General features: G+C 60.4%; 23 protein-coding genes and 1 pseudogene. 18 read left to right on the top strand and 6 right to left on the bottom strand.

Annotation, left to right across the window (positions count from 1 at the left end; all coding sequences use genetic code 11):
• From CGA21_RS03465 to CGA21_RS03410, 12 genes are all read left to right on the top strand, one after another.
• On the top strand, positions 1-546 hold the full coding sequence (locus CGA21_RS03465) for a pilus assembly protein (protein WP_110753125.1): 546 nt from the start codon (positions 1-3) through the stop codon (positions 544-546).
• Positions 533-1,081, top strand: coding sequence for a GspMb/PilO family protein (locus CGA21_RS03460; protein WP_188263535.1), 549 nt, complete (start codon positions 533-535; stop codon positions 1,079-1,081). Before CGA21_RS03465 ends, CGA21_RS03460 begins: the two co-directional genes overlap by 14 nt.
• Positions 1,081-1,599, top strand: coding sequence for a hypothetical protein (locus CGA21_RS03455; protein WP_110753123.1), 519 nt, complete (start codon positions 1,081-1,083; stop codon positions 1,597-1,599). The genes CGA21_RS03460 and CGA21_RS03455 overlap by 1 nt, the downstream gene beginning before the upstream one ends.
• Positions 1,596-3,428: a type II secretion system protein GspD gene (locus tag CGA21_RS03450; RefSeq protein ID WP_188263534.1), complete on the top strand. Its 1,833-nt coding sequence runs from the start codon at positions 1,596-1,598 to the stop codon at positions 3,426-3,428. The genes CGA21_RS03455 and CGA21_RS03450 overlap by 4 nt, the downstream gene beginning before the upstream one ends.
• A 2-nt stretch (positions 3,429-3,430) precedes the next feature.
• Positions 3,431-3,904, top strand: coding sequence for a type II secretion system protein (locus tag CGA21_RS03445; RefSeq protein WP_188263533.1), 474 nt, complete (start codon positions 3,431-3,433; stop codon positions 3,902-3,904).
• Positions 3,905-3,908: 4 nt separating this feature from the next.
• Positions 3,909-4,283, top strand: a complete 375-nt coding sequence (locus tag CGA21_RS03440) for a type II secretion system protein (RefSeq protein ID WP_020796389.1) — start codon at positions 3,909-3,911, stop codon at positions 4,281-4,283.
• Positions 4,258-4,797 (top strand): type II secretion system protein, encoded by a 540-nt coding sequence (locus tag CGA21_RS03435; RefSeq protein ID WP_188263532.1) that lies wholly within the window; start codon positions 4,258-4,260, stop codon positions 4,795-4,797. The genes CGA21_RS03440 and CGA21_RS03435 overlap by 26 nt, the downstream gene beginning before the upstream one ends.
• On the top strand, positions 4,794-5,183 hold the full coding sequence (csgE, locus tag CGA21_RS03430; protein ID WP_083348793.1) for a curli production assembly/transport protein CsgE: 390 nt from the start codon (positions 4,794-4,796) through the stop codon (positions 5,181-5,183). The genes CGA21_RS03435 and csgE overlap by 4 nt, the downstream gene beginning before the upstream one ends.
• Positions 5,180-5,599: a curli assembly protein CsgF gene (locus CGA21_RS03425; RefSeq protein WP_083348794.1), complete on the top strand. Its 420-nt coding sequence runs from the start codon at positions 5,180-5,182 to the stop codon at positions 5,597-5,599. The genes csgE and CGA21_RS03425 overlap by 4 nt, the downstream gene beginning before the upstream one ends.
• A gap of 30 nt (positions 5,600-5,629) precedes the next feature.
• Positions 5,630-6,502, top strand: a complete 873-nt coding sequence (locus tag CGA21_RS03420) for a CsgG/HfaB family protein (RefSeq protein WP_110753118.1) — start codon at positions 5,630-5,632, stop codon at positions 6,500-6,502.
• Between the two features lie 412 nt (positions 6,503-6,914).
• Positions 6,915-7,991 carry an RHS repeat-associated core domain-containing protein gene (locus CGA21_RS03415; protein WP_110753116.1) on the top strand — a complete coding sequence of 359 codons (1,077 nt, stop codon included), beginning with the start codon at positions 6,915-6,917 and terminating at the stop codon, positions 7,989-7,991.
• A gap of 192 nt (positions 7,992-8,183) precedes the next feature.
• On the top strand, positions 8,184-9,239 hold the full coding sequence (locus CGA21_RS03410; RefSeq protein ID WP_188263531.1) for an RHS repeat-associated core domain-containing protein: 1,056 nt from the start codon (positions 8,184-8,186) through the stop codon (positions 9,237-9,239).
• A gap of 89 nt (positions 9,240-9,328) precedes the next feature.
• On the opposite strand, the gene CGA21_RS03405 is transcribed toward CGA21_RS03410, so the two are convergent.
• From CGA21_RS03405 to CGA21_RS03390, 4 genes are read right to left on the bottom strand one after another with little or no spacing between them, the layout of a single operon-like run.
• A complete protein-coding gene (locus CGA21_RS03405) occupies positions 9,329-10,783 on the bottom strand; it encodes a curlin (protein WP_188263530.1) in 1,455 nt (484 codons plus the stop codon).
• A gap of 27 nt (positions 10,784-10,810) precedes the next feature.
• Positions 10,811-11,272: a curlin gene (locus CGA21_RS03400; RefSeq protein ID WP_110753110.1), complete on the bottom strand. Its 462-nt coding sequence runs from the start codon at positions 11,270-11,272 to the stop codon at positions 10,811-10,813.
• Positions 11,273-11,332: 60 nt separating this feature from the next.
• Entirely contained in the window at positions 11,333-13,579 is a 2,247-nt protein-coding gene (locus tag CGA21_RS03395; protein ID WP_188263529.1) for an Ig-like domain-containing protein, read from the bottom strand.
• Between the two features lie 35 nt (positions 13,580-13,614).
• Positions 13,615-14,961, bottom strand: a complete 1,347-nt coding sequence (locus CGA21_RS03390; protein ID WP_179055304.1) for a hypothetical protein — start codon at positions 14,959-14,961, stop codon at positions 13,615-13,617.
• 290 nt (positions 14,962-15,251) lie between these two features.
• Here CGA21_RS03390 and CGA21_RS03385 point away from each other — a divergent pair, with 290 nt between their 5' ends.
• From CGA21_RS03385 to CGA21_RS03365, 5 genes are all read left to right on the top strand, one after another.
• Positions 15,252-16,700, top strand: a complete 1,449-nt coding sequence (locus CGA21_RS03385) for a sensor histidine kinase (RefSeq protein ID WP_188263528.1) — start codon at positions 15,252-15,254, stop codon at positions 16,698-16,700.
• 186 nt (positions 16,701-16,886) lie between these two features.
• Positions 16,887-19,694, top strand: a complete 2,808-nt coding sequence (locus tag CGA21_RS03380; protein WP_188263527.1) for a multicopper oxidase domain-containing protein — start codon at positions 16,887-16,889, stop codon at positions 19,692-19,694.
• Between the two features lie 17 nt (positions 19,695-19,711).
• The gene (locus tag CGA21_RS03375) at positions 19,712-20,812 is read left to right on the top strand and encodes an SCO family protein (RefSeq protein ID WP_223193983.1); all 1,101 of its coding nucleotides are present in this window, start codon (positions 19,712-19,714) and stop codon (positions 20,810-20,812) included.
• A gap of 101 nt (positions 20,813-20,913) precedes the next feature.
• Positions 20,914-22,407 (top strand): sensor histidine kinase, encoded by a 1,494-nt coding sequence (locus CGA21_RS03370; protein ID WP_188263525.1) that lies wholly within the window; start codon positions 20,914-20,916, stop codon positions 22,405-22,407.
• Complete coding sequence (locus tag CGA21_RS03365; protein WP_110753096.1) at positions 22,376-23,806, top strand: sigma-54-dependent transcriptional regulator; 1,431 nt, start codon at positions 22,376-22,378, stop codon at positions 23,804-23,806. Before CGA21_RS03370 ends, CGA21_RS03365 begins: the two co-directional genes overlap by 32 nt.
• Before the next feature lie 27 nt (positions 23,807-23,833).
• Here the strand turns inward: CGA21_RS03365 and CGA21_RS03360 are convergent, their stop codons facing one another.
• On the bottom strand, positions 23,834-24,214 hold the full coding sequence (locus CGA21_RS03360) for a hypothetical protein (protein WP_110753094.1): 381 nt from the start codon (positions 24,212-24,214) through the stop codon (positions 23,834-23,836).
• A 178-nt stretch (positions 24,215-24,392) separates the two neighbouring features.
• Here CGA21_RS03360 and CGA21_RS03355 point away from each other — a divergent pair, with 178 nt between their 5' ends.
• Positions 24,393-25,199 (top strand): class I SAM-dependent methyltransferase, encoded by an 807-nt coding sequence (locus CGA21_RS03355; protein WP_188263524.1) that lies wholly within the window; start codon positions 24,393-24,395, stop codon positions 25,197-25,199.
• A 15-nt stretch (positions 25,200-25,214) separates the two neighbouring features.
• Here the strand turns inward: CGA21_RS03355 and CGA21_RS29810 are convergent.
• A pseudogene (locus CGA21_RS29810) lies at positions 25,215-25,406 on the bottom strand (RidA family protein); the annotation flags it as partial.
• Positions 25,407-25,483: the final 77 nt, after the last annotated feature.

The following is a 25,483-nucleotide window of genomic DNA, read 5'->3' as shown; positions in this document are numbered from 1 at the left end:
ATGCGCCCCCTGATGCTCGACTTTCAGCCGCGCCGCCGCTCCAGTCCCCTGGGCTGGAGCCTGCTGGCCGGTGGCGTGGTGCTGGCGCTGACCTGCATCGTCATCCAACAACAGGTAAGTGGGGAGGCCGAACAACAGCAAGGTCATCTGCAAACCACGCAACGCGTACTCACCGGCGACACCGGCGCCAAGGTCAATCTGACCCCGGCCGAAACCCGCGAACAGGCGCAAAACCTGGCCGAAATGCGCAAGGTCTCGCAGCAGTTGCGCCGCCCTTGGGAGCGCCTGTTCGCCACCCTGGAAGCCATGCCCCGGGACAACATTGCCTTGCTGACCCTGACCCCGGATGCCCGCAAGGGCCAGGTGCGGATCAGCGCCGAGGCACGCGACCTGGACGCCATGCTCGACTTCCACCGCCGCCTCGAAGCCTGCGACGAGCTCTCCGACGTGTCGTTGCTCAGCCACGAAATCGTCGCCAACGTGCCGGAACACCCGGTGCAATTCAACTTGTCGGCTACCTGGGAGATTGGCGATGCAAATCCCTAGATTGATCGTCCACGAATACCTGCAAAGCCTCGGCGTGCCGGGCCTGGCGGGGCTGGCCCTGCTGGTGCTGGCGCTGGCCTACGGCCTGTTCGGCTTGTTGCCGGACTGGCAGGCGCTGCAGCACCTGAGCCAGCAGACCCAGGCCGCCCGCGAATACCTGGCCAAGGTCGAGGAGGGCTCGATCGCAGCTCCGGTCGTGCCGCAACGCCAGCTCGATGATTTCCGCAGCAAATTGCCGACCCAGCCCCAGGCCACCGTCGCCATCGACAAGATCTATGCGCTGGCCGCCCAGGAACGCATCACCCTGTCCAGGGGCGAATACTCGCTGGGCATCGATCCCAAGACCCACCTGGCGCGCTATCAGATCCTGTTGCCGGTGCGGGGCAGCTACCCGCAACTGCGGCGCTTCATGCACGCCTTGCTCGGCCAGTTGCCGGCGGTGGTGGTGGAGGACCTGGAGCTTTCGCGCAAGAAGATCGCCGACACCGACCTGAACGGGCGGATCCGCATGACCCTTTACCTGTCGAGGTCATGATGAACAACAAACGTGCAGTGGGTTGGGTGGCGTTCCTCGGCGTGGCCGCGGCGCTGACCTGGTTGCCCGAATACTTTAAACAGGCTGACGACAGTGACGTTGAAGTGGCCGCGGTGGCCACGCCCGTCAAAGGCAAGCAACGCGGCGCCTTGCCAGCCGCGCAGGCCTCTGCTGCGCCCGTGGCGATCAAGGACCTGAGCCCGGCGGGCGACCTGTTCGCCGCGCGCAGCTGGAAGGCCGCACCGACGCTGGCCAGCGTCACCGAACAACCGGTCAATGTCGCACCGGTGGTGCAGGTCCCCACTGCACCGCCCATGCCGTTCCAGTTCATCGGCCGGATGGACGATCGCACCGACCTGCAAGTGTTTTTGCAAAACGGCGAAAAGATCTACGTCGTGCGTAAAGGGGATGTGATTGACGAAACATGGAAGATCGAGGGCATTTCCGATCTGGAACTGAGCCTGGTCTATTTGCCTCTGCATTTGTCCCAGACCTTGTCTGTGGGGAGCGCGCAATGAACAAGTCCCGTTTGCTGATGAGCCTCTGCCTCTGTGCAGGGCTGGCCGCCTGCAGCTCGGCGCAGGTGGCCAAGGAAGAAGCCTCTGAGCTGATCGAACAGGGCCAGTACGAAGCCGGCCTGGCCCGGATCGAGGAGGGCCTGCGGGAAAACCCTCGCGACACCGAGCTGCACATTGCCCTCAACAGCGCTCGTGCCCGTGCGATCACGGCGCTGCTGACCCAGGCCGACATGGATCGCACCCAGCGTGATTTCGCGTCCGCTCGCATGGGGTACAGCCGGGTGTTGACCATCGAACCGAACAACCGCCGCGCCCAGGACGCCATGCGTCAGCTCGAACACATGCGCAACCTCGATGAAAAACTCGAACTGGCCCGTGGCGACCTGCGCCGTGGCGACATCTACGGCGCGGAGCGTCAGGTCAGGCAGATTCTCGAACTGGACCCCAACAACGAAGGCGCCCTGGAACTGCAAGGCAATATTCGCCTGGTGCAGAGCCGCAACGTGGTGGCCTATCCGCAACTGCGCACCAAGCTGGACAAGCCGGTAACCCTGGAGTTTCGCGACGCCAATCTCAAGACCATCTTCGAAGTGCTGTCCCAGGTCGCCGGCCTGAACTTCATCTTCGACAAGGACCTGCGCCCGGACATGAAAGCCACCATCTTCGTGCGCGACGTGCGCATCGAAGACGCCGTGGAACTGCTGCTGCAACAGAACCAGCTGCACCAGAAAGTGGTGAACGAAAACACCCTGCTGATCTACCCGGACTCGCCGCAGAAGCTCAAGGATTACCAGGAGCTGGTGATGCGCACCTTCTACCTGACCAGTATCGATGCCAATACCGCGCTGAACATGGTCAAGACCATGCTCAAGACCCGCGACGTGTTCGTCGACGAACGCCTCAACACCCTGACCATGCGCGACACCGGCGATGCCGTGCGCATGGCCGAGAAGCTCCTGCAATCGCAGGATCAGTCCAACCCCGAAGTGGTGCTGGAAGTGGAAGTGATGGAGGTCGCCACCCAGCGGATTCTCGACCTGGGCCTGCAATGGCCGAACACCTTCGGCGTGGTCAACAGCGACGGTTCGGCGGTGACCCTGCTCGATCAGCTCAAGGGCATCAATTCCAGCCGGATCACCATCCAGCCCTCGCCACAGGCCAAGATCAATGCCCAGGACAAGGACATCAATACCCTCGCCAGCCCGGTGATCCGCGTCAGCAACCGCGAACAGGCGCGCATTCACATCGGCCAGCGTGTGCCGATCATCAGCGCCACGTCGGTGCCGTCGACCCAGGGACCGGTGATCACCGAAAGCGTGACTTACCTGGACGTCGGTCTGAAACTGGAAGTGCAGCCCACTGTGCACTTGAACAACGAAGTGGCGATCAAGGTGGCCCTGGAAGTCAGCAACGCCACGCCACTGGAACCGACCCGCCAGGGCACGATTCCGGTCCAGGTCGATACCCGCAACGCGCAGACCACACTGCGCCTGCATGACGGCGAAACGCAGATTCTCGCCGGCCTGATGCGCAACGACCATGGCAGCACCGGCAACAAGATTCCCGGTCTTGGCGATATTCCTGGCCTGGGGCGCCTGTTTGGCAGCAACAAGGACGACGTGAGCAAATCCGAGCTGGTGTTGTCGATCACCCCGCGGATCGTGCGCAACCTGCCGTACCAGAGTCCGTCGGACATGGAATTCACCACGGGCACCGAAACCAGGATGCACATCCAGGCGCCGGATCGCTCGAAGGTCGAGGTTGAAGAGGTCAAGGCCAACGGCATGAGCGCACCGATCGCTACCACCGTTACTGTTGGGAAGCCTTGATCATGAACGCCTCGCAACGCGGTTTTACCTTGATTGAAGTCGTGGTGACGCTGTCGTTGATCGGCCTGCTGGCCGGCATGGCCGCGCCGCTGACCGAGACCGTGGTGCGCCGGGGCAAAGAGCAGGAACTGCGTACCGCGCTGTACCAGATCCGCGATGCCATCGACGCCTACAAGCGTGCTTTCGACGCCGGGTACATCGAGAAGTCGCTCAACAGCAGCGGCTACCCGCCGAACCTGCAGGTGTTGGTGGAAGGGGTGCGCGATGTGCGCAGCGCCAAGGGTGCCAAGTTCTATTTCCTGCGCCGCGTACCCCATGACCCGCTGGCACCGGTCAAGCGCGACGACGAAGGTGGCTGGGGCCTGCGATCCTACGACAGTACGGCTCAAAACCCGCGGGAGGGCGAGGACGTCTTTGACGTTTACTCCAAGGCCCGCGGCAAGGGTCTCAACGGCATCGCCTACCGGGAGTGGTGAGCATATGCGTCGGGAAAAGGGTTTTACCCTGCTGGAACTGATGGTGGTCATGGCAATCATCGCCACCCTGATGACCATCGCCTTGCCGCGCTATTTCAACAGCCTGGAGGCCTCCAAGGAGACCACCCTGCGCCAGAGCCTGTCGGCGATGCGCGAAGCACTGGATCACTACTACGGTGACACCGGGCGCTATCCCGACTCCATCGAGCAACTGGTTGAACAGCGCTACCTGCGCAACCCGCCGATGGACCCGATTGTCGAACGCAAGGACGCCTGGGTCTTGGTTGCACCGCCTGACGGCGTGGCTGGCGGTGTCGCCGATATCAAGAGTGGAGCCACAGGGAGGGCGCGTGATGGCAGCCTTTATTCCGAGTGGTAAGCCTGCGGCACAAGGCGGCTTCACCTACCTGGGTGTGCTGTTTTTGATCATGGTGATGGGCATGGGCCTGGCCAGTGCCGGCGAGTTGTGGTCCACCGCTTCGCGGCGCGACCGCGAACGCCAATTGCTTTGGGTCGGCACCCAGTACGCCCAGGCACTGCGCAGCTATTACCGCAGTTCGCCAGGCCTGGCCCAGTACCCCAAGGAACTCGCCGACCTGTTGCAGGACGAACGTTTTCCCAACGCCAAACACCATATTCGCCAGCTGTACCCGGACCCGATCGGCGGCGGTGAATGGTTCCTGATGCGCGGCTTCGACGGACGCATCACCGGCATCAGCAGCCCGTCCACCGACAAGCCGCTCAAGCAGGCGGACTTCCCCAGCCAGTGGTCGGACTTCGCCGGCATGGCCAGCTACAAGGACTGGCAGTTCGTGGCCGAAAAAGCCTTCCTCGATGGCACCTCGGGCCCTGCCAAAGGCCAGTCCGCAGTGCCGGAGGGATTGCAGCCATGAAGCGCTTCTGCCTGGCAATGATCCTGCTGTTGAGCACCTGTGTGACCTGGGCCGCTGAAGAGGACGAGATGCTCGGTTTCATCGTCGACGACACGATCTCGCACATCGGCCACGAATTTTACTACTCGTTCAGTGAACGCCTGCGCGCCACCAGCCCGATGGATTTCAACCTGGTGGTACGCGAACGACCTTCGGCTCGCTGGGGCAGCCTGGTGACCGTGGAATTTCAACAACGCCTGGTTTACCGGCGCTTCCTGCCGCCGAACACCGTGGAGCTCAAGGACGAGGCCTATGCCGCCGCCGACTGGGTACGCGGGCAGATTGTCCAGCGCAAGCTGGAAACCTTGTTGCAGGACACCACGGACCTTGAGAGGGACGAACTATGAAAGCGAAAACGTTTTTGCAGCGCGCCGGTGGATGCATGCTCGGCCTGGGTGCTTGCGCCATGGTCCAGGGCACGGAACTGGTGTACACGCCCGTCAACCCTTCGTTTGGCGGCAACCCGTTGAACGGAACCTGGCTGCTCAACAACGCCCAGGCGCAGAACGACTACGACGATCCCGACTTGAAGGATCGTACCTCGGCGGCCGGAACCTCGGCCCTGGAGCGCTTCAGCGCCCAGTTGCAATCGCGCTTGCTGGGGCAACTGCTGGACAACATCTCTACCGGCAACACGGGGAGCCTGTCCACGGACGCTTTCATCGTCGACGTGGTCGATGACTCCGGTGCGCTGACGATCAACGTGACCGACCGGGCCACGGGCGAAGTTTCGGAAATCCAGGTGAATGGCCTGGCCCCTTGAGGGGAATCGGGACAATGGGGAGTTAAGGACATGAAAAAAATAATAGCGCTAGGGCTGATGTTGGCGGCATTACAAGGGTGCAGTTTGCGCGAGCCGATGCCGGCCGAGCAAGACTCCAAAACCCCGACCCTGACCCCAAGGGCCTCGACCTACTATGACTTGATCAACATGCCACGACCCAAGGGCCGGTTGATGGCGGTGGTCTACGGCTTCCGCGACCAGACCGGGCAATACAAGCCGACCCCGGCCAGCTCGTTTTCCACCAGCGTCACCCAGGGCGCGGCGAGCATGCTGATGGACGCCTTGCAGGCCAGCGGCTGGTTCGTGGTGCTCGAGCGTGAAGGGCTGCAGAACCTGTTGACCGAACGCAAGATCATCCGCGCCTCGCAAAAGAAGCCTAATACCCCGGTGAACATCCAGGGTGAGCTGCCACCGCTGCAAGCGGCGAACATGATGCTCGAAGGCGGGATCATCGCCTACGACACCAACGTTCGCAGCGGCGGCGAAGGCGCGCGCTACCTGGGCATCGACATTTCCCGGGAGTATCGCGTCGACCAAGTCACGGTGAACCTGCGGGCGGTGGACGTGCGCAGCGGGCAGGTGCTGTCCAACGTCATGACCAGCAAGACCATCTACTCCGTGGCCCGCAGCGCCGGGGTGTTCAAGTTCATCGAGTTCAAGAAATTGCTCGAAGCCGAGGTGGGCTACACCACCAACGAACCGGCGCAGTTGTGCGTGTTGTCGGCGATCGAGGCGGCGGTGGGGCATATGCTGGCGCAGGGGATCGAGCGACATTTGTGGCAGGTGGCGGGGGACAATTCCCAGCCTGCGCAGAATGAGACCCTGGATCGCTACCTGACGCAGAACAGGGTGGTGCCGGAGGGTGAGGGGGAGGATGAGTGAACCGATCCACTGTAACGGCTGTACCCGATCCCCTGTAGGAGCGAGCATGCTCGCGATGAACCACAGAGCACCGCGGGCTGCCAGGTGCCCCGCGTCATCGTTGGCGACCATCGCGAGCATGCTCGCTCCTACAAGGACAAGCCGATGCAACAGCAATGGCGGCCTTGTAGCCGACCAGTCATTAACGGCATGTTGCTGGGCATCCAACACGGGACCATGCTGGCTGACCTGGCGGTAAATCGCGCGCTGGATAACATCGTTCCGCAGGGCTGACCGCGTTATCGTTCTTCGCGAACAGGCTCACTCCCGTATAGGTTCACCGGGGCTTTGCAACTATCAGTTCTGCCAGGTCACAACCTTGGCGTCATCACAGATACTCAAGCGTCCGGATCTTAATAGCTCGGAGCACCCAATGACCTTCCCCCAGCAAAATCTGCTTGGCCTCTATCGCTACGACTCTCTTGATCGCCTGATCAGATACACCCAATCCCAAGCGTCCCCGCTTCAACGCTTTTACTGCAAAAGTCGCCTGGTCACCGAAATTCAAGGGGCACTGCAGCACTCTATTGTCCAGCACAACGACCTGCTGTTGGCACAACATCAGCGTCAGGATGAGGCGTTCGACACTACGTTGCTGGCCACCGATGTTCAGCGCTCGGTACTCCATTCGCTCAAGGCCAATCACCCACGACAACCCACCGTCTATTCACCCTATGGTCACCGCAAGCCGGTCAATGGACCGCTCAGCTTGCTGGGCTTCAACGGCGAGCGACCAGAACAGATGACGGGACATTACTTATTGGGTAATGGTTATCGAGCGTTTAACCCGGTTTTAATGCGATTTAATAGCCCCGACAATTTGAGTCCATTTGGGAAGGGTGGGCTGAATTCGTATGCATATTGTTTGGGAGAGCCTGTGAATTTTTCCGACCCCACGGGGCACGTTCGATTGGGTCTTGTAGAAAGCGTTAAAAATTTTTTCGGGTTCGTAACGACACCTGTAGTGAGAAATGTTCCCGAGAAAAATTCGCTTGAGGGCATTGCTTTTGATACATTTCAAGAAATATCACAATATTTAAGTCGGTCTGACATGGATAATCTTGCTCAGACTTCACGGCAGCTACAGGAACATTCAACAGCGGCCGGAATGAGCAACTTGAAAATTTACCTGGCGTCACATGAAGCAAGCGGAAAACCGCTTCACAGCGCGCTGAGTTCGTCTCGAAATGAAATGAGGCAGGTCACTTTAGAATCTGGCCGAATATCGACAGATTCGGTGGCACCTTTACGGGGTGTCGGTAGTGCTGCATTTAAAAAACTTCATCCAGAGATCGGAGGGTCGGCAACCCTAAAGCAGCTTAGTAGCCGGGCCAGGCAGAGCGCTGCCGACAAGGTCAACAAGGCAGGTCTTCCAGATGGCTTGGCAAAAGTGCAGAAACTCAATTCTCTTCATGCGCATCACCTTTCAATGCTACTGAGATCTCGATAATTTCCAGAAGGAGGATGGATTTATATTCGGATAAATTTTTTGCCCGGTTTTTTCGGTCTGACTTTTTCAGCGAAAATAAATCTGTCTGCGTTTCAGTCCCCGTTCTCAAAGTACAGCTATCAATTCTGCTAGGTCACAACCCTGGCGTCATCATGGATACTCAAGCTTGGACCATGAAAGCTCGGAGCTCCCATGCTTTTGCCTCAGCAAATTCCGCTCTGCCACTATCGATACGATTCTCTGGATCTTCTGATCAGCCATACCGAACCACAAGTGACCCCGCGGCAACGCTTTTACTGCAAAAGTCGCTTGGCCACCGAGATTCAAGGGACATTGCACCACTCCTTTATTCAGCACGACGACCTGGTGTTGGCCCAACAACAGCGCCAGGACGATGTGCTCGACACCACGTTGCTCGCCACCGATCTACAACGCTCGATACTCCACACGCTCAAGGCTAATCAGCAACGAGATTACATCACCTACTTACCCTACGGTCACCGCCACGCTGTGAACAGACGCCTCAGCTTGCTGGGTTTCAATGGCGAACGACCAGAGTCGGTGACTGGACATTATTTATTAGGCAATGGCTATAGGGCATTTAATCCCGTGTTAATGCGATTCAATAGGCCTGATAGCTGGAGTCCATTTGGGAAGGGTGGGCTGAATTCTTATGCGTATTGTTTTGGAGATCCTGTGAATTTTGTGGATCCGACCGGGCATGTTTTAGACGGGGTTCTAAAAGGAATTAGAAAATTAGTCAGGTGGGTGGCGAAACCTGTGCCAAGAAATGATCCAGCGTTAAATTCGCTTGAAGGTATCAATTCTGACGTGTTTAACGAGATTGCGAAGTTTCTTGGTCAGAAGGATATGGATAATTTGGCTTTGGTTTCAAAGCGCCTCAATGAGTACTCTGTAGAAGCTTCAAAAAGCAATTTACAAGTATTCATCAGGGCTGAGCAGAAAGCTAACAGAAAGATTTACCCCAGTTTGAATGACTATAATTGCTTGCCTGTTTCAGGTGGATTTCGATTTCGCCCGCCCGTCAAGGGGGTTGGTAGTGCTGCATTCAAAATGTTGGACCCGTCAATCATGGGAAATGAGTCTCTAAGTAGGCATGTTAAGAGGGTTAGAGAAAGTGTAATAGATGATCTCGATCTGCGCACGACTCGGATTGAAGGGGGTTACCTCTATGATGTTAATTTTCATCATTCCGAGCGAATTCTGTCCTCGTTGAGACGTTATTGATACCCCACGATGGCCTGAACGGTCATGGAGTTGTCCCATAACAAACCGCGACCCTCCCTCAAGGGCCGCGGTTCCTCACCCCCGTGCGCTTACTTTTGCAACACAGTCGCACTGTTAGCCGAACCAAACTGCTGCACATTGGCCGTCTGGGTCATGCCACTCTGATCAACACTGGCAATGTTGCCAGTCCCGCCCTGGGTTACATAGGCCACGTTCATGGTGTCCGCCTGCTTGATGGTGATCATGTTGTCTTCGCCATACAGCTGCGTGGTGAACGCCTGGTTGCCGCTGCCTTCCTGATTGACGTCGGTGGTGTTGTGGGTGCCGGTGCTGCTGCCCTGGGCCAGGTTGTTGGTGCCGCGCTGGTCGGCGATGAGGATGTTGTCGGTACCGTTCTGGTCGAAGTACAGCTCGTTGTAGGAATCGGCCTGGGTGACCGTGGTTTTGTTGCCGTAGCCGGTCTGGTTGGTGGTCATGATGTGGCCGGCGTTTTTCTGGGTGAAGTTGGCGACGTTGCCGTTGCCGTTCTGGTTGACGGTGGCGCGTTGGTTGGTGCCGAACTGACCGCCCATTTGCGTGGCCGGGCCTTTCCAGTTGCTGGCGTAGACCTTGTTGTCGTTACCCGTGGACGTGGCGTTGAGCACATGGTCGGTGCCGGTCTGGTAGGTGAAGTGGATGTTGCCGATACCCTGTTGATTGAGGGTCACGGTCGAGCCCATGGACTCGAACTGGTCGGCATAGATCGCGTTGAGATCACCGACCTGAATCACCTGGGCAACGTTGTGGTCGCCGAAGCTCTGGTCGACGATGGCTTCGTTGGTTTGGCCGTTCTGGTCGATGGTGGTTTTACTGGCGACCTGGGTGTCCTGCCAGACTTCGCTGCCGTTGCCGTCGCCATACTGGTTGATGGTCAGGTTGCCGCCTTCGCCGTTGCGCTGGTCACCGTAGGCATAGTTGGTGCCTCCGGACTGGTTGATGTCGATCTGGCCGTTCATGTGGTTGATCTGTTCGGCGGTGGCGTAGTTGGCGGTGCCGTACTGGATGATCACCGCGTTGTTGGCCGTGCCCACCTGGATCTGTTCGATGTTGGCCTCGTTGCTGTCGCCGTACTGGTAGGTTTTGCCGGTGCTGTTTTCCTGGCTGTCCTGGTAGATGAACGAGAAGTTACCGGTGCCTTCCTGTTGTTGCAGGATCTGCCCACCGCCGGCCCCGATCGACTGGCTGGCATGGCTGATGTTGGTATCACCGCTCTGGTTCTGGATGATGCTGCTGTTGTTTTCGAACAGTTGCTCGGCGTAGCCGGCGTTGTAGTTGCCGCTCTGGTTCTGCTCGATGGTGCTGGTGGCGTTGTCCTGTACGGAGGCTACGTCGTTGCCGGCGCCGTACTGGTTCTGGGTGGCGGTGCTTAGCGGTGCCGCCGTCTGTTTCACGTTGGCGATGTTGGTGTCACCGAACTGGTTCTGGTTCGACACGCTGTCGTCGGCCAATGCTTGAGCACTGACGATGACCAGGATGGCGGCGGTGAGGGGCGTCAATTTGAACATGATGAAACCTCCAAGTGGTGCAGTGCTTTAGCGATATTGAGTGACCGATACGCTCATTCCATTTCCTGCTTGGGTCACAGCGCTTTGCTGCCCCGTGCCGGCCTGGACAATGCTGGCGTCGTTGTTATTGCCGTTCTGGGATATCTGCGCGCGGTTGTGGCTGCCGGTTTGGGTGATGGACGCGGCATTGCCGGAACCTTGCTGGTTGATCAAGGCCATCAGGTCGCTGCCTTGTTGCAGGATGTAGGCTTCCTGATTGCTGCCCGACTGCACGATCTGGCCGAGCAGCGACTGGCCGTTCTGTTGCAACAGCGCGACGTTGGCCTGGCCGTTCTGGTCGATCAGGGCTTGCTGGCCCACCGGGGGTGGCAGCTCGCCGAGGTCGACGCCGGGTGCAATGTCGTCGTTTTCCATCAAGTCGTCGGCGCGCGCGCCCGCGCTGCTGCAGAGCAGAAGCAGGCAGAGCAGGGCGGCGGTCGACGTTTTCATGGCATGCTCCTTTGGCTGGAGGCCTGCCCCATCAACTCAGCGAGTCGATGGGGCGCGGACTCAGTTCGAGATCACCTGCACCGTGCGCACGGTGCCTTGGGACGAGGTGATGGTGGCGGTCGGGTTGGCCGACGGAATCACCGTGGTCGAGTTGCTGACGGTCAGCCTCCAGCGTCCGGTCAACGGCACTGTCGTGCTACCCAGGGTTACCAGGCCGGTTGGCGTGGTCACCTGGACGGTGATGGTGTTGCCGGTGGTCACCGAGGAGGTCCCCGCGAAGTCCCAGTTGAAGCGGTTGTTGGAACGGGCCGTCACCGTGGCTGTCGTGACCGCGAAGGTTTCCGCAGCAGGCCGTGGCGAGACTTGCACCGTGACCGTGGCCGGCGTCGCCGATACAGCACCGAAGCTGTCCCGGGCGAAGTAGTTGAAGGTCGTGGTGAAGGCCGTGGGCACCGAGGCCGGTGGGTTGTAGGTCAGGACCGTACCGTTACTGGTGACGCTGCCGCGACCGGTCGGAGGTTGAGTGAAGCTGGCGACTGCGAGCGGAACGTTGCCTTCCGGATCGGTGTCGTTGGCCAGCACGTTGATCGGTATCGACACACCCAGGGTCGCGGCAGCGTCAGCGACAGCCGTTGGCGGCTGGTTAGGCGCCACGGTGATGGTCACGGTCGCCGCAGCGGTCGAGGCCAGGCCTTTAGCGTCTTGCGCCTTGTAGGTGAAGGTCGTGGTCAGCGGTACGTTCACCACGGCCGGTGGGGTGTAGACCACGGCGGTGGTGCCGTTCAGCGCCACGGTGCCTTGACCGGTGGGTGGTTGGGTGAGCGCGGTGATGGTCAGCGGTGTGTTGCCGTCCGGATCGGTGTCGTTGGCCAGCGGGTTGAGGGTGATCGGCACGCCGAAGCTGGTACTGCCGGTGTCAGCGTTGGAGATGGGAGCCTGATTCTCTCCGGTGTCTGGTGCCGTTCCCACGACCACCACGGGTTCGGTGTCACTGCCGCCAGCGGCGGATTTGATCGTGACAGTGGCCGGCGGCTGCATCAGGTCAGAGACGGTCAAGTGTTGCAGGGTGCCGGATTTGGTTAACCGTCCGTAGCCCTGGGCGACCATGTCCGGTACCACCACTTCGTCAGACGAGGTGGCTTCGATCAACAGGCTGTGATTGCTCCAGCTGTAGCGCGCGGTCTGGACTTTCACCACATCAGTGAGCTTGCTTGATACGGCAGTAGGGCGGGTGGTGCCGGTCGGGTCGGTGGCGGTAAGCACCACCACCGGTGGCACGGGGCCGTTGAACAGACGGTGGCCAAAGAACAGGCCGGTCCCGTCACCCGTCAGGTTGGTCAGGCAGGGCGTCGGAGGTGGGCCGGGTACCAGTGCGACGGTTTCCCGGAAGCACAACGTAGAGCTGTTGGCCGCTTTGCCGAAGATTTCGACCCGAGTGCTGTTGCCGGTACCCGAGGAGGTGCGGCGATAGGTGGCGCGGTCGAGCTCCACCGCTGTTTGCGCACGGTTGTCGAGGACTTTGCCGGCCACGGTAAAGAGATTGGTCTCGATGGTCCCGGCCGGGCCCTGGATGCGCACGAAGTTGGTGTTGTTGGGGCTGCCGGTGACCGGCTCGGTGAGGTTCGGGTCGCCGACGAAGGTTTCAATGGCCCCGGTGTCCGGGTTCACTTCGGTGTAGGGACCGTTGACGCTACGCAGGAATGGCCCGACGGCACCACTCAATGCGCCGCTGAAAACCCCCGGCGCACCGACGCCGATGTCCCGGGTGATGTTGATGGCGCGACGACCGGGCGTGGTGACGTTGACCGTTTCAACACCGTATGGATGGGTGATGGTGTAGGTGCCGGCGACAGGTACGTTGATCCGCATGCGGATCCGCGCAAAACTGATTTGATCGCCATCCAGTGGATTGCCGCCGGCGAATGCCGCTTCTATGCCTGCGACGTAGGCGTCCATCCCGTAGCCTGCGGCGTTGTTAGGGATGGTGGTCTCGGCGAGGAACCAGAACGCTTCGTCTGGCCAGTTATCCGGGAACACCATGGGCAGGGCGTCGTCGAACACGCCCGGCGTCGGCAGCAGGGTGCACATGTAGGCCGGTGGCACGCTGACCGGTACCCGGGAGCTTGCGGCGCGGGACTGGCACAGTTCCATCGACAGCTGATTATTGTCCTGGTACCACATGGGGAATTTCCCCGTGGCAAAGGTGTAGGGGCCGGGGTCGACGGCAGCGAGTTGCGCGAACGCACTGCCGGACAGCGAAAGAGTCAGCCCGAGCGCGTTGAGCGCGAAGCGTGGCCACTTGTTCATGATGCCTCCTGATGCGGATCTGGGCATGAGAGCGTTCATTGCACGATGACCACTTCTTCGGTGTCGGTGCCGCCATTGGATGACGTCACGCGGACCTTGGCCGGTGGAATCGGCGAGATGCCGGTCGCCAGGGATTTCACGGCGCCATCGCCACTGAGGGTGCCGATGGCGACCCCGGTGCCGGAGGTGACGGTGAGTACCGGTGGCGATGTTTCATCGCTGGTCGACGCCACCACCGTGATTTGCCCGCTATTGAGGCTGTACTCGGCGCGGGAGATCGTGACCAGGTCGGTCAGTGGCATGGACAAGGTGGTCGGTGTGCTGCTGGGGATGGCCAGGTGGTTGTCGGCGGTCACCTGCAAGTTGCTTGGCAACGTCGGGTTGGTGGCGGATTGTGCGTACCAGTGACCGGTCGTGTCGGCTTCGGTCAGGTTCAACACGGGAGTGTTGCTGTCCAGGGTCACGGTGGCCGGCGGTGGCGGGGCCATGACGAACACGTCCTGTTGGGCCACCGGTGCACTTTCACCCGCTTTACGCGAATAAGTGCTGCGCTCGGTGATCAGCGGGGTCGGCCGCACGACCGTCGACAACTTGCCGGAAATGGCCATCACCGTCGTGCGCAAGTCCAGTCCGTTAGGCCCTTCGATGCGAATGTAGTTGGTGTTGAACGGGCTACCGGTGAAGGCTTCCGACAGGTTCGGATCACCCACGAATTGCTCGGCTTGACCGGTGACCGGATTGGTCTCGGTGTAGGGACCGTTGACGCTGCGCAGGAATGGCCCGATGTCGCCTTTGAGCGCGCCATCGTAGGTTTTCGCGGCGCCAATACCGATGTCCCGGGTCATGTTGATCGCACGGCGACCGGGGGTGTCGACGTTGAACACATCCACCCCGTAGGGGTGAGTGATGACGTAGGTGCCAGCGGTCGGCACGTCGACGCGAATACGGATGCGCGCGAAGCTGATCTGGTCGCCTTCGACGGGATCGCCACCGCTGAAGGCGGCTTCGACGGCACTCACGTACGTCAGGTCGACGCCGCGTGCAGCATCGACGATTGAGCCGTCGCCGGTGAACCAGAACGCCTCATCGGGGAAGTTGGTTGGGAAAACGACCGGTTGGTTATCGTCGAAAATCCCCGGAGCCGGCAGCAAGTTGCACATGTAGGTGGGAGCCCCTGGCGCGCTGGGGACCCGCGAACTGACAGCCTTGGACAGGCACAAATCGAGCGTACGACCATGGCTGTCCTGATACCAGGAGGCGAAGGAGCCATTGGCTGGCAAATAGGGACCGGGATCTACAGCAAACAAGGCGGCCTGGGCAGCGCCTTGGGCCAGAGCACTCACGATCAGGGCGATCGCGGTTTTGGACAGTAAAGGGTGCATGAGTATTCCCTCTATCAGAGTACCTGCCCCTTGGGATATGGGTCAGTTGTGAGCTGTTCGGCAACTCCCATGCCAACCCATGAAAATGTCGGCCAGGGCCCCGGTACACAGGCGTTTGCGCTGCGCTCGTCGATCGAACGGTGAATGATCGTGCGGGCCTCTTTCCCCAGCATTGGGGGTAGATCGGGGTAGCGGGGGGAGTGGGGAATTGGGGAAGGAATGGCCCCAAGGTCGGGCAAACTGCTAGCGGTGCGCTATAAACCTATAGGGGTTTCGCGGGAACACTATCCATGACCACGCTTGCAAAGACACTGGCGTCCGACCAGGGTGAAGTTCGCTTGAGCTCGCGCAAACAGCCGTTCAATCTGCTGCGCTGGTTTTCGCTCATCAGCATGGCGGTGATCGGCACGGTGGCGGTGGCGTTGGGTTCGGTGTCGACCAAGTTCGTGATTACCGAAAGCGTGCAGCGCGATGCCCTGTTGACGTCGCAATTCATCCAGGCGATTGCCTCGGCCGAGGTGCGCCATGTGTCGATCCCCAATGTGCGGACCATGGGCGAGCTGCTCGACCCGCGCAAGGACCGCGACTTTCCAGACGTCGACCCGATGGCCCGCGCCAACGCCCGGGGCGAATTCCTCGACCACATCGAACATTTGCCGGATGTGATCCTGGCCAATATCTATGCCCCTGACCGCATGATCATCTGGTCGACCAACCCGGCCCTGATGGGCACTACGATTCACGCCGACGAAGACCTCGACCAGGCCTTTGCCTTGAAGACGCCCGTGTCGGCCAGTTATCACGATGTCGACAAGGCCCGCATGGAACAGAAATTCGTCACGCCGCCGGAATACATCTTCATTGAAAACTACATTCCGCTGTTCGATGCCGACGGCAAGAACGTCACGGCGATGGTCGAGATCTACAAGGAACCCAAGGACCTGATTAGCCGGATGGAGCGTGGACTGGTGCTGATATGGATGGCCACGGCCCTGGGCGGCGGCCTGATTTACCTGGGGTTGTACTGGATCGTGCGGCGGGCGGCGATCCTGCTGGCCACGCAACAGAAGCAACTGATCGTCAACGAAACCTTCGTGGCCCTGGGCGAGATGTCGTCGGCCGTTGCCCACAGCTTGCGTAACCCCCTGGCCACCATTCGCTCAAGCGCCGAACTGGCACTGGAGTTCGACAGTGGCCCGGCGCACAAGAACATCAACGACATCATCGGCCAGGTCGATCGCATGTCGAAATGGGTACGGGAGTTGTTGTTATCGCTGCGTCCGCTCAATGACGACGTCGAGCCGGTCAACCTGGTGGCGGCGTTGCACGACAGCCTGATGGCTTTCGAGCAGCAGATTATCAAGGGCCGGGTCAATGTGCTGTTCGAACCCATAGGCACGCCCATGGTGCTGAGCCAGCAGGTGCAGCTGACGCAAATCCTCAACAGTTTGCTGGCCAATGCGCTGGAAGCCATGGACGAAGGCGGTACCTTGGCCATCACCCTGGCGCCCCTCGATGCCCAGCGTGTTCGCGTGGTGGTCAGCGATACGGGCAAAGGCATGACCGAGGAGCAACGCCTGATGGCGTTCCGGCCCTTTTTCACCACCAAGCGCGGCGGGCTCGGTGTCGGGCTGGTGTTGGTCAAGCGCATCATGGAGCGCTTTGGCGGGGCGGTGGCCCTTGAAAGCCGTGAGGGCGAGGGCACCCACGTCAGCCTGACTTTTAAACGGGTTCCCTGAAATTGGGTGGGAACTTTCCCCGGTAGCGGGTGCCATTCCCCAGTCGTTTATTTTGGTCATGGCATATTGATGTTGATAAGCCATTGTTTTGCTGAGTGTTAATACCTTTGTATAAAACAGTTACAAATTTGGCCGACTCTTTGCAAAACCGCCATCACCCCCTTTTCATATACGAGGCGGCTGGTGATGGACACAAAAGCGCGGTACCCCTTCAAATGGTTTGGTCTGTTGACGCCATTGAGCGTCGCCTTGACGATGACACTCAGCACAGGGACCTTGCGTGCCAGCCCCATAGACGATGAGCGACAGCCGGAACCGACGGATCCCTCTGCCTATTACGATGAGCCGGAAGACCGGGCAGGGGCGCTGAACGCCATCCTGACCATGCCGGAAGCCAACCAGGACTCTTTTGATCTGCCCGACGGGGTCAAGGGCACACGCGATACCGAGCGGGTGGAAAACGTCCTGCCGCCAACGCTGCAGACCAGTTTCAACTACCCCACCAACGGTAAGCCGAGCCCGCTGTTCAACGCCCAGCCGTTCACCCAGCAACTGTTGCTGTTCGAAGAATTCGGCCCGGAAAAACTCGACCCCACCACACCGGCGGCCCCCTTGCCGTTTCCCGCGGCGGCCATCGGCCCGTTACCGGCGCAAGATCCCAACAGCGCGGCCCGCAGCGCACCACCGGGACCGGCGCTCGATGCCTTCCTGCGCCAACCGGGGCTGACCCCGTTCCCGAGCCAGTACGCCAACGTGGTGGATCGCAACCCGTGGCAAGCGCAGATCGAATACTTCCTCAACCGTCGTATTGGCTCATCCGCTGAAGGTCGTCCGCCAGGAAAAGGCTGGTCCCATCAGCGCTGGAACGAGTTCTATCCGCAAAACGCCTACAAGACCGTGCAGACCGGCGCTCGGATCAACGGTGGCTTGCGTGACGCCCGGCAGATGCACGGCTACGCGGTGGGCGAGTTCGGCCCAGGTGGCCTGTACCACAACGTCGCCGGCGTACCGGCCACGGACGGTACGGCCAAGGGCGTCGATCCGCGCTTTCACCCCAACATGCCGGTGCAGAACCACAACTCGGTCTGGACCTTCGACGGCACGCTGCCGCCCAAACTGCTGATGGTGCGCTATGGCCAACCGCTACTGATGCGCCACTACAACGGCTTGCCGATCGATCCGTCGGCCAACATGGGCTTTGGCCTGCACACCATCAGTACCCACGAACACAACGGCCACGCGCCAGCGGAAAGCGACGGTTATGCCAACGCGTTTTTCTTCCCCGGGCAGTACTACGACTATCGCTGGCCGATCCAGTTGGCCGGTTACGACAGCATCAACACCGACGCCCATGACCCGCGCGCGGCGTTCCCTTGCTCGCCGGGCGAAACCCTGTGGACCAATGACATGAGCCCGGGCCGCAAGACGTGCGAGAACGGCACGATCAAGATCCGCGGCGACTGGCGCGAAACCATGAGCACCCACTGGTTCCACGACCACATGCTCGATTTCACCGCGCAGAACGTCTACAAGGGCAACGCGGCGATGATGAACTACTACAGCGCCCTGGACCGTGGCAATGAATCGGTGAACGACGGTGTCAATCTGCGTTTTCCCAGCGGCAGCGCCTTGCCCTGGGGCAACCGCGACTATGACGTGAACCTGGTGTTCGCCGACAAGGCCTGGGACGCCAATGGCCAGCTGTGGTTCAACCCCTTCAACACCGACGGCTTCCTCGGTGACCAGGTGCTGGTCAACTGGCAGTGGAAACCGACCCTGGACGTGCGCGCCCGCAGCTATCGCTTCCGTATGCTCAACGGCTCGGTATCGCGCTACTTCAAACTGGCGCTGGTGCGTGAAATCAAAGGCACCAGCGGCGAGTTCCAGGGGCCCAAGGGTTCGGGTGTGTCCTATGCCCGCGTGCCGTTCCACATGATTGCCAACGACGGCAATATCATGGAACACAGCGTGCCATTCGACGGCAGCATGGACCTGGATGCCGACGGCGACAAACAGAACCACAACGCGATCCTGCCAACCCAGGGCATCGCCGAGCGCTTCGACATCATCGTCAACTTCGCGAAGAACGGCATCAAGCCCGGGGACAAGCTGTTCTTCGTCAACCTGCTGGTGCATGACGATGGCAAGGGTCCGAAAGAACCGGTGTCGCTGGCGGACGTGCTCTCGGAAAACTACAAGGCGGTGATCAAGCAAACCAGCAAAGGGCCGATGTGGGACAAGGGTGACCCGGCGGTGGGCAAGGTGTTGCAACTCAACGTCAAGCCGTACACCGGCCAGGACCTGGCCATGGACCCGGCAGCCTACGAACCGGCCAAACCGGGCAAGGCTGAAGGCCTGGTGATGATCCCGTTGAAGATCCATCGTGACAACGCCGCCGACAAGGCGCTGCTGGCCAAGGCCCGCCATCGCACCTTCACCTTCGGTCGCTCCGACGGCACCGATGAAGCACCCTGGACGGTCAAGACCGATGGCGGCTTCGGTTACCACATGGACCCTCGGCGCCTGAACGCCTCGACCCAGTTGGCCAGCGGTCCGACCGACGCCGGGGTCGCGGGCTACGGCACCCTGGAAGTGTGGAACATCAAGGCCGGCGGTACGGGCTGGAGCCACCCGGTGCATGTGCACTTCGAGGAGGGGATCATCCTCAGCCGCGGCGGCAAGGCGCCACCGGAATGGGAAAAATGGGCGCGCAAGGACGTGTATCGCATCGGCTCGGAAAAGGATGGGCTGGACAACGTCGAGATGGCGATCAACTTCCGTGAGTTCGCCGGGACCTACATGGAGCACTGTCACAACACCCAGCACGAGGACAACTCCATGCTGCTGCGTTGGGACCTTGAGAAGCCGGGGCAATTTCAGTTGATGCCGACGCCGCTGCCCAGTTGGGACGGAGTGCGCTACGTGAACTCCGCCGCGCTGCCAACCTTCCGCACTGGCGACGGCTTCGGTCCAAAAGTGACGGTCAAACCATGAACCGCGAGGGTGTCGACATGAAATTGCCTACCGCACGTGCGCAAGCACTGGGCATGCACCTGGTGCTGATATTGGTCACCGGCCTGCTGGCCAGCCGGCTGCTGGTCGCCAATCCGGTACCGTCGACACCCGCTCCGGTTTCCCCTGCCTCTGCTGCTGTTGCCGAATCAGCCACCCCCTGGGGTGGCGACTATTTCCCCAATACCCTGCTGACCGACCAGGACGGTCGGCAGGTGCATTTTTTCGATGACCTGATCAAGGGCAAGGTGGTGGTGATCAATTTCATCTTCACCTCGTGCAGCGACTCTTGCCCGCTGGAAACCGCGCGCCTGCGCCAGGTGCAGAAACTGCTCGGCGACCGGGTCGGCAAGGACATCTTCTTCTACTCCATCAGCATCGACCCCTTGAGCGATACACCCGCCGTGCTCAAGGCCTACGCGCAACGTTTTCAGGTGGGGCCAGGCTGGCAGTTTCTCACCGGGGAATTCGCCGACGTCACCGAGTTGCGGCAAAAGCTCGGGTTGTTCATCGAAGGCGTCGACAACGGCCGCAGCAAGGACCACAACCTGAGCCTGATCGTCGGCAACCAGCAAACCGGTCGCTGGATGAAAGCTTCACCCTTCGAGAACCCCTGGATCCTGGCCGACCAATTGGCCAACACCTTGCATAACTGGAAACAGCCGAGCATTGGCGAAAGCTACGCCAATGCCCCCGAAATCCGCCCGCCGAGTAACGGCGAAGAATTGTTTCGCACCCGTTGCGCGTCGTGCCACAGCCTCGGTCCGATGGACGGGCAGGGCATCGGCATGCGCAGCATCGGTCCGGATCTGGTTGGCGTGACCCGCCAGCGCGATCCGGCCTGGCTGAGCCGCTGGATTCGCGAGCCTGACCGCATGCTGGCCGAGAAAGACCCGATAGCCACGGCGTTGTTCGAGCGTTTCGACAAGATCCCGATGCCCAACCTGCGCCTGGACGAGCGCTCGGCACAGTCGATCATCGAGTTCCTGCAGGCAGAAACCGACCGCCAGCAGCCGTTGCTCACACCGCTGACTGTCGACGCCGAGGAACCGCAACATCAACACGCAATCGCGGCACCCGACAACACGCGGGTGCAGTAGTGGCGAAATAGTTTTATTGGGCAGCCAGTGACGGTCAATGCCACCTACACTGATCGGGAATGCGGCTGAAAAACGCTTGATTCAAGGAACCAGGACCTCCCATGCAGATACTGGAATCACCACAAGGACCTGCGCCGGTTACGCCGGCGACAGAGGGCAGGGATTGGCGACCGCCATTCAACCTGGTGCGCTGGTTTTCCCTGGCGAGCTTTTTCATCATTGCCGGCGTGGCATTGGGGCTGGGCTACATTTCCACGCGCTTTGTGGTCGAGGAGAGCATCGAGCGTGACTCCATGCTGACCGCACAATTCGTGCAAGCCATTGGCGCGGCCGAAATTCGCCACGCCTCGATTTCGCCAAACCGAACCATGGGTGAAATGCTTGACCCACGCGCCGACGCGGCCTATCCCGACGTCGATCCGGGCGCTCGCGCGGCTGCCCGTGTCGAATTCCTCGATCATGTCGAACACCTGCCGGACATCCTCCTGGCCACGGTTTACGCCCTGGACCGCACCGTGGTCTGGTCGACCAACCCCGAGCTGATCGGGGTACGTATCGACAACGACGAGGAACTGGACGAGTCCTTTGAAATGAAGGCCGCGGTGTCCACCAGCTACCACGAGATCGACGAGGAGCGCCCCGAGCAACGGTTGCTGCGTGAGCCGCAATACCTGTTCGTCGAGAACTACATCCCGATGTTCAACGCCGATAAAAGCAAAGTGGTCGCCATGGTCGAGATCTACAAGGAGCCGGTGGACCTGGTAGAGCGTATCCAGCGCGGGTTCAAGGCGATCTGGGTGACCACCCTGCTCGGCGGAGCGGTCATCTACCTGGGATTGTTCTGGATCGTGCGGCGTGCGGCCCTGCTGTTGCACAGCCAGCAGAAACAACTGGTGGCCAACGAAACCTTCGTCGCCCTGGGGGAAATGTCCTCGGCGGTCGCCCACAGCCTGCGCAATCCATTGGCGAACATTCGCTCCAGCGCCGAGCTGGCCCAGGAAATCGCCAGCCAGACCGCGCAGAAGAACATCGGCGACATCATCAGCCAGGTCGATCGCATGTCGCGCTGGGTCCGTGAGTTACTGGTGTCCTTGCGCCCGGTCAACGACGACCATGAAACCGTCGACCTGGTGCTCGCCATTGACGACACCTTGAGCGCCTACGCCCCGCAGATCCAGCGTTCGAACGTCGAGGTGCGCTTCACGCCCCTGACGGTTCCACCGGTCGTCAGCCAGCAGGTGTTGCTCACGCAGATTCTCAATAGTCTGTTCGCCAACGCCCTGGAAGCCATGCCCAAGGGCGGCGTATTGAGTATCGACGTTGAAACACCGGCACCCGGTGAGGTGCGCATGATGCTCAACGACACCGGCAAGGGCATGACAAAACAGCAACAGCAAATGGTCTTCAAACCGTTCTTCACCACCAAACAGGGGGGGTTGGGCGTGGGCCTGGCGCTGGTCAAAAGAATAATGGAGCGATTCGAAGGCTCGGTCGAACTGACCAGCCAAGAGCAGGAAGGAACCCGCGTGTGTCTCAATTTCAAAGTGGCAACGGGAGGGGAATATGGAGCACAGCATACTGCTGGTCGAGGATGATGAGCTGCTCGCCGAGAATATCCAGACCTACCTGGAGCGTAAGGACTTCGAAGTGACCGTCTGCCACTCGGCCGAAGACGCACTGTCGCAGTTGAGTACCTTCGTTCCGGATGTCGTGCTGACCGACAACTCGTTACCGGGCATGAGTGGTCACGACCTGATCCAGAAGCTGCGCATCAGCGCGCCGGATCTGAAAGTGATCATGATGACCGGCTACGGTAACGTCGAAGACGCCGTGGTGGCGATGAAAGAGGGCGCGTTCCACTACGTCACCAAACCGGTGGCCTTGCCGGAGCTCAAGCTGCTGCTGGACAAGGCCCTGGCCACGGACCGGATGGAGCGCACCCTGTCGTTCTATCAGGAGCGTGAAGCGCAGAAATCCGGCGTGCAGGCCTTGATCGGCGAATCGGCACCGATGGTCTACCTCAAGGGCACCATCGCCCAGTTGCTCGACGCTGAACGGCGCATGGCCAATACCGACTTGCCGCCGGTGCTGGTGGAAGGCGAGACCGGCACCGGCAAGGAGCTCGTGGCGCGGGCGCTGCATTTCGACGGGCCGCGCAGCAAGGGGCCGTTCATTGAGTTCAACTGCGCCTCGATTCCTTCAAACCTGGTGGAGTCGGAGCTGTTCGGGCACGAAAAGGGCGCCTTCACCGATGCCAAGGACCGTCGCCTGGGGCTGGTGGAAGCGGCCGATGGCGGCACACTGTTTCTTGATGAAATAGGCGAAATGGACCTGATACTGCAGGCCAAATTGCTGAAACTGCTGGAGGACCGGACCATCCGCCGGGTGGGTTCGGTGAAGGAGCGCAAGGTCGACCTGCGGGTGATCAGCGCGACCAATTGCAACCTTGAACAAATGGTCCAACAGGGCAAGTTCCGCCGCGACCTGTTCTTCCGCCTGCGCATCATTTCGATCAAGGTGCCGCGCCTGTATGCCCGTGGCGAGGACATCCTTCTGCTGGCCCGGCACTTCCTGGCAACCCATGGCAAACGCTACGGCAAGCCGCACCTGCGTTTCAGCGACCAGGCCGAAGAGCTGCTGCTCAACTACACCTGGCCGGGCAATGTGCGTGAACTGCGCAACATGCTCGAACAGACGGTGCTGCTGGCGCAACACGACACCATTGCTGCGCACCAGTTGAACGTGTGCCTGAGCCTGGTGGACGAGCCGGCGATGTTCACTCACGAGTTGCCGCCGATCGAACCGCGTGCGTCCCATAACGGCACTGAGTCGATGAACCTGCCGGAAGTAGAGCGCGACATGGTGCGCAAGATGCTCGACAAGACCGACTGGAACGTCACCAAGTCCGCACGGCTGTTGGGCCTGAGCCGCGACATGCTGCGTTACCGGATCGAGAAACTCGGCCTGGCGCGCCCGGACAAGCGCCAGTGGTAAACCAGCAGCAGGGCAGGCACGGCCTTGCTACAAGGCCGGGTTCTGACCGCTGCGGCAAGCCAGCATGCACGTCGGATCGAGGACCTCCTGATTCACATAGACGCCGTGTTCGGCGTCATAGGTGCGAATGAATACGCGAACGGTGGTATCGGCCACCGTTGGCAATCGGGAGTCGGAAAACACGTGCTGGCTCGACACCGGGGTAAATGTCTGGGGCGATGTCGGGATGTAGGAACCCGGCGGTACCGTGCTCATGGTGGGAGGAACCGGATGGGCAAAGGGCTGATCCGCGCCGTAGTAGTTGAACTCACTGCTCGATTCTTCGGTTTGCATCGCACTGTCATCCGCCTGTGCACAGCTGGCAGCCAGGCACAGGGCAAGCAATAGCGTGGGTACGGTTGTGTTCATGGCAGCACCTGCGGTGTCGGTTTTCGCGAATTTCCCCAAGGGTATTAACTATAGCGTTCCCGTGGGCGAACGTCGGCGCTGCGCGGTTTACAAAAACGCTACACAGCGGCGATGGGGGCGTTTGCAGGCGTGATCTAGACTCGGCCACTCGATTGAACAACGAACGCCGGAGCCTGCAATGGAAATGCCGACAAAACAACAAGCCATCGCCAGCAACCGAGATGCCTGGAATGATTCCGCCCGTCACCACAAGGACAGCCCTGAATGGCAGGCGCACTGGCGCGCTGTGGAACACGCGGATTTTTCCTGCCTGGATGAAACCCTGACCGGGCTGCTGAACCAGGTCGGCATCGACGGCAAGGACGTGGTGCAATTGGGCTGTAACAATGGCCGCGAAAGCCTGTCGCTGTTCGCCTTGGGGGCTCGACATGTGGTGGGGGTCGACCAGTCCGCGGCGTTTCTCGAACAGGCGCGGGAGCTGGCTTCACGCTCGCCCCATGGGCCTGAGTTCATCGAGGCCGACATTCACCACCTGCCACAAACACTGCAGGGGCGTTTCGACGTGGCCCTGGTCACCATCGGCGTGTTGAACTGGATGCCGGACATCGGCGAGTTCTTTCGCCATGCGTCACAAACACTCAAGCCCGGTGGCGCCCTGGTGATCTACGAAACCCACCCGTTCCTTGAAATGTTCGACCCCGAGGCAGCCGATCCCTACGCCCTGGCCAGCTCGTACTTTCGCAGCGAGCCTTTTGTCCAGAACCAACCGATCGTCTACGAAGGCAAGGTCGAGCAGCAGGCCGCCCCGTCCTACTGGTTCGTCCACACCCTGGGTGCGATCTTCAGCGGCGCCATCGAAGCGGGGCTGCAGATCAGCCATTTCAGGGAGCATGCGCATTCCAATCGCGAAGAACTCTATGATCGCTACCAGGGGCAGGAGGCGCAGTTGCCGATGTGTTTTACCTGGGTGGCGGTGAAACGTTGAACCCGGGGGGGGGGCGCGCTGGGCCAACCTCGACACGCCGATGATGTTGCTTGCGCACGGCGGACGCTCAGTACCAAAGGCAGCCTTGCGAACGTTGCCAATGACGGCGAATGCCGTGTCCATATCCAATACATAAAGCGTTTCTTCAACGACGTCTTCAAGCGTTGCGCCATAGAGCGCGAGCAGCTTGAATATGTTGCTGTGAGCATTCTTGCGTCTTTGAGAGCGCAATAATGCACCAGCAAATCGGCGGTTTTTCGGTTAACTTTTTACTCGAACTCGGG

Origin of the sequence: Pseudomonas sp. PSB11, from assembly GCF_014596605.1 — a bacterium.
In the GTDB taxonomy this organism is placed as follows: Bacteria; Pseudomonadota; Gammaproteobacteria; order Pseudomonadales; family Pseudomonadaceae; genus Aquipseudomonas; species Aquipseudomonas umsongensis.
This window is presented reverse-complemented; position numbering and strand designations above follow the sequence as displayed.

What these genes read in the sequence shown, in the direction of transcription:
- CGA21_RS03415 (WP_110753116.1), top strand. Translation starts at nt 6,915, where the DNA reads ATGACCTTCCCCCAGCAAAATCTGCTTGGCCTCTATCGCTACGACTCT.
- CGA21_RS03400 (WP_110753110.1), bottom strand. Translation starts at nt 11,272, where the DNA reads ATGAAAACGTCGACCGCCGCCCTGCTCTGCCTGCTTCTGCTCTGCAGC.
- CGA21_RS03440 (WP_020796389.1), top strand. Translation starts at nt 3,909, where the DNA reads ATGCGTCGGGAAAAGGGTTTTACCCTGCTGGAACTGATGGTGGTCATG.
- CGA21_RS03435 (WP_188263532.1), top strand. Translation starts at nt 4,258, where the DNA reads ATGGCAGCCTTTATTCCGAGTGGTAAGCCTGCGGCACAAGGCGGCTTC.
- CGA21_RS03380 (WP_188263527.1), top strand. Translation starts at nt 16,887, where the DNA reads ATGGACACAAAAGCGCGGTACCCCTTCAAATGGTTTGGTCTGTTGACG.
- CGA21_RS03375 (WP_223193983.1), top strand. Translation starts at nt 19,712, where the DNA reads ATGAAATTGCCTACCGCACGTGCGCAAGCACTGGGCATGCACCTGGTG.
- csgE (WP_083348793.1), top strand. Translation starts at nt 4,794, where the DNA reads ATGAAGCGCTTCTGCCTGGCAATGATCCTGCTGTTGAGCACCTGTGTG.
- CGA21_RS03355 (WP_188263524.1), top strand. Translation starts at nt 24,393, where the DNA reads ATGGAAATGCCGACAAAACAACAAGCCATCGCCAGCAACCGAGATGCC.
- CGA21_RS03360 (WP_110753094.1), bottom strand. Translation starts at nt 24,214, where the DNA reads ATGAACACAACCGTACCCACGCTATTGCTTGCCCTGTGCCTGGCTGCC.
- CGA21_RS03420 (WP_110753118.1), top strand. Translation starts at nt 5,630, where the DNA reads ATGAAAAAAATAATAGCGCTAGGGCTGATGTTGGCGGCATTACAAGGG.
- CGA21_RS03365 (WP_110753096.1), top strand. Translation starts at nt 22,376, where the DNA reads ATGGAGCACAGCATACTGCTGGTCGAGGATGATGAGCTGCTCGCCGAG.
- CGA21_RS03410 (WP_188263531.1), top strand. Translation starts at nt 8,184, where the DNA reads ATGCTTTTGCCTCAGCAAATTCCGCTCTGCCACTATCGATACGATTCT.
- CGA21_RS03465 (WP_110753125.1), top strand. Translation starts at nt 1, where the DNA reads ATGCGCCCCCTGATGCTCGACTTTCAGCCGCGCCGCCGCTCCAGTCCC.
- CGA21_RS03425 (WP_083348794.1), top strand. Translation starts at nt 5,180, where the DNA reads ATGAAAGCGAAAACGTTTTTGCAGCGCGCCGGTGGATGCATGCTCGGC.
- CGA21_RS03370 (WP_188263525.1), top strand. Translation starts at nt 20,914, where the DNA reads ATGCAGATACTGGAATCACCACAAGGACCTGCGCCGGTTACGCCGGCG.
- CGA21_RS03450 (WP_188263534.1), top strand. Translation starts at nt 1,596, where the DNA reads ATGAACAAGTCCCGTTTGCTGATGAGCCTCTGCCTCTGTGCAGGGCTG.
- CGA21_RS03390 (WP_179055304.1), bottom strand. Translation starts at nt 14,961, where the DNA reads ATGCACCCTTTACTGTCCAAAACCGCGATCGCCCTGATCGTGAGTGCT.
- CGA21_RS03395 (WP_188263529.1), bottom strand. Translation starts at nt 13,579, where the DNA reads ATGAACAAGTGGCCACGCTTCGCGCTCAACGCGCTCGGGCTGACTCTT.
- CGA21_RS03405 (WP_188263530.1), bottom strand. Translation starts at nt 10,783, where the DNA reads ATGTTCAAATTGACGCCCCTCACCGCCGCCATCCTGGTCATCGTCAGT.
- CGA21_RS03385 (WP_188263528.1), top strand. Translation starts at nt 15,252, where the DNA reads ATGACCACGCTTGCAAAGACACTGGCGTCCGACCAGGGTGAAGTTCGC.
- CGA21_RS03455 (WP_110753123.1), top strand. Translation starts at nt 1,081, where the DNA reads ATGAACAACAAACGTGCAGTGGGTTGGGTGGCGTTCCTCGGCGTGGCC.
- CGA21_RS03460 (WP_188263535.1), top strand. Translation starts at nt 533, where the DNA reads ATGCAAATCCCTAGATTGATCGTCCACGAATACCTGCAAAGCCTCGGC.
- CGA21_RS03445 (WP_188263533.1), top strand. Translation starts at nt 3,431, where the DNA reads ATGAACGCCTCGCAACGCGGTTTTACCTTGATTGAAGTCGTGGTGACG.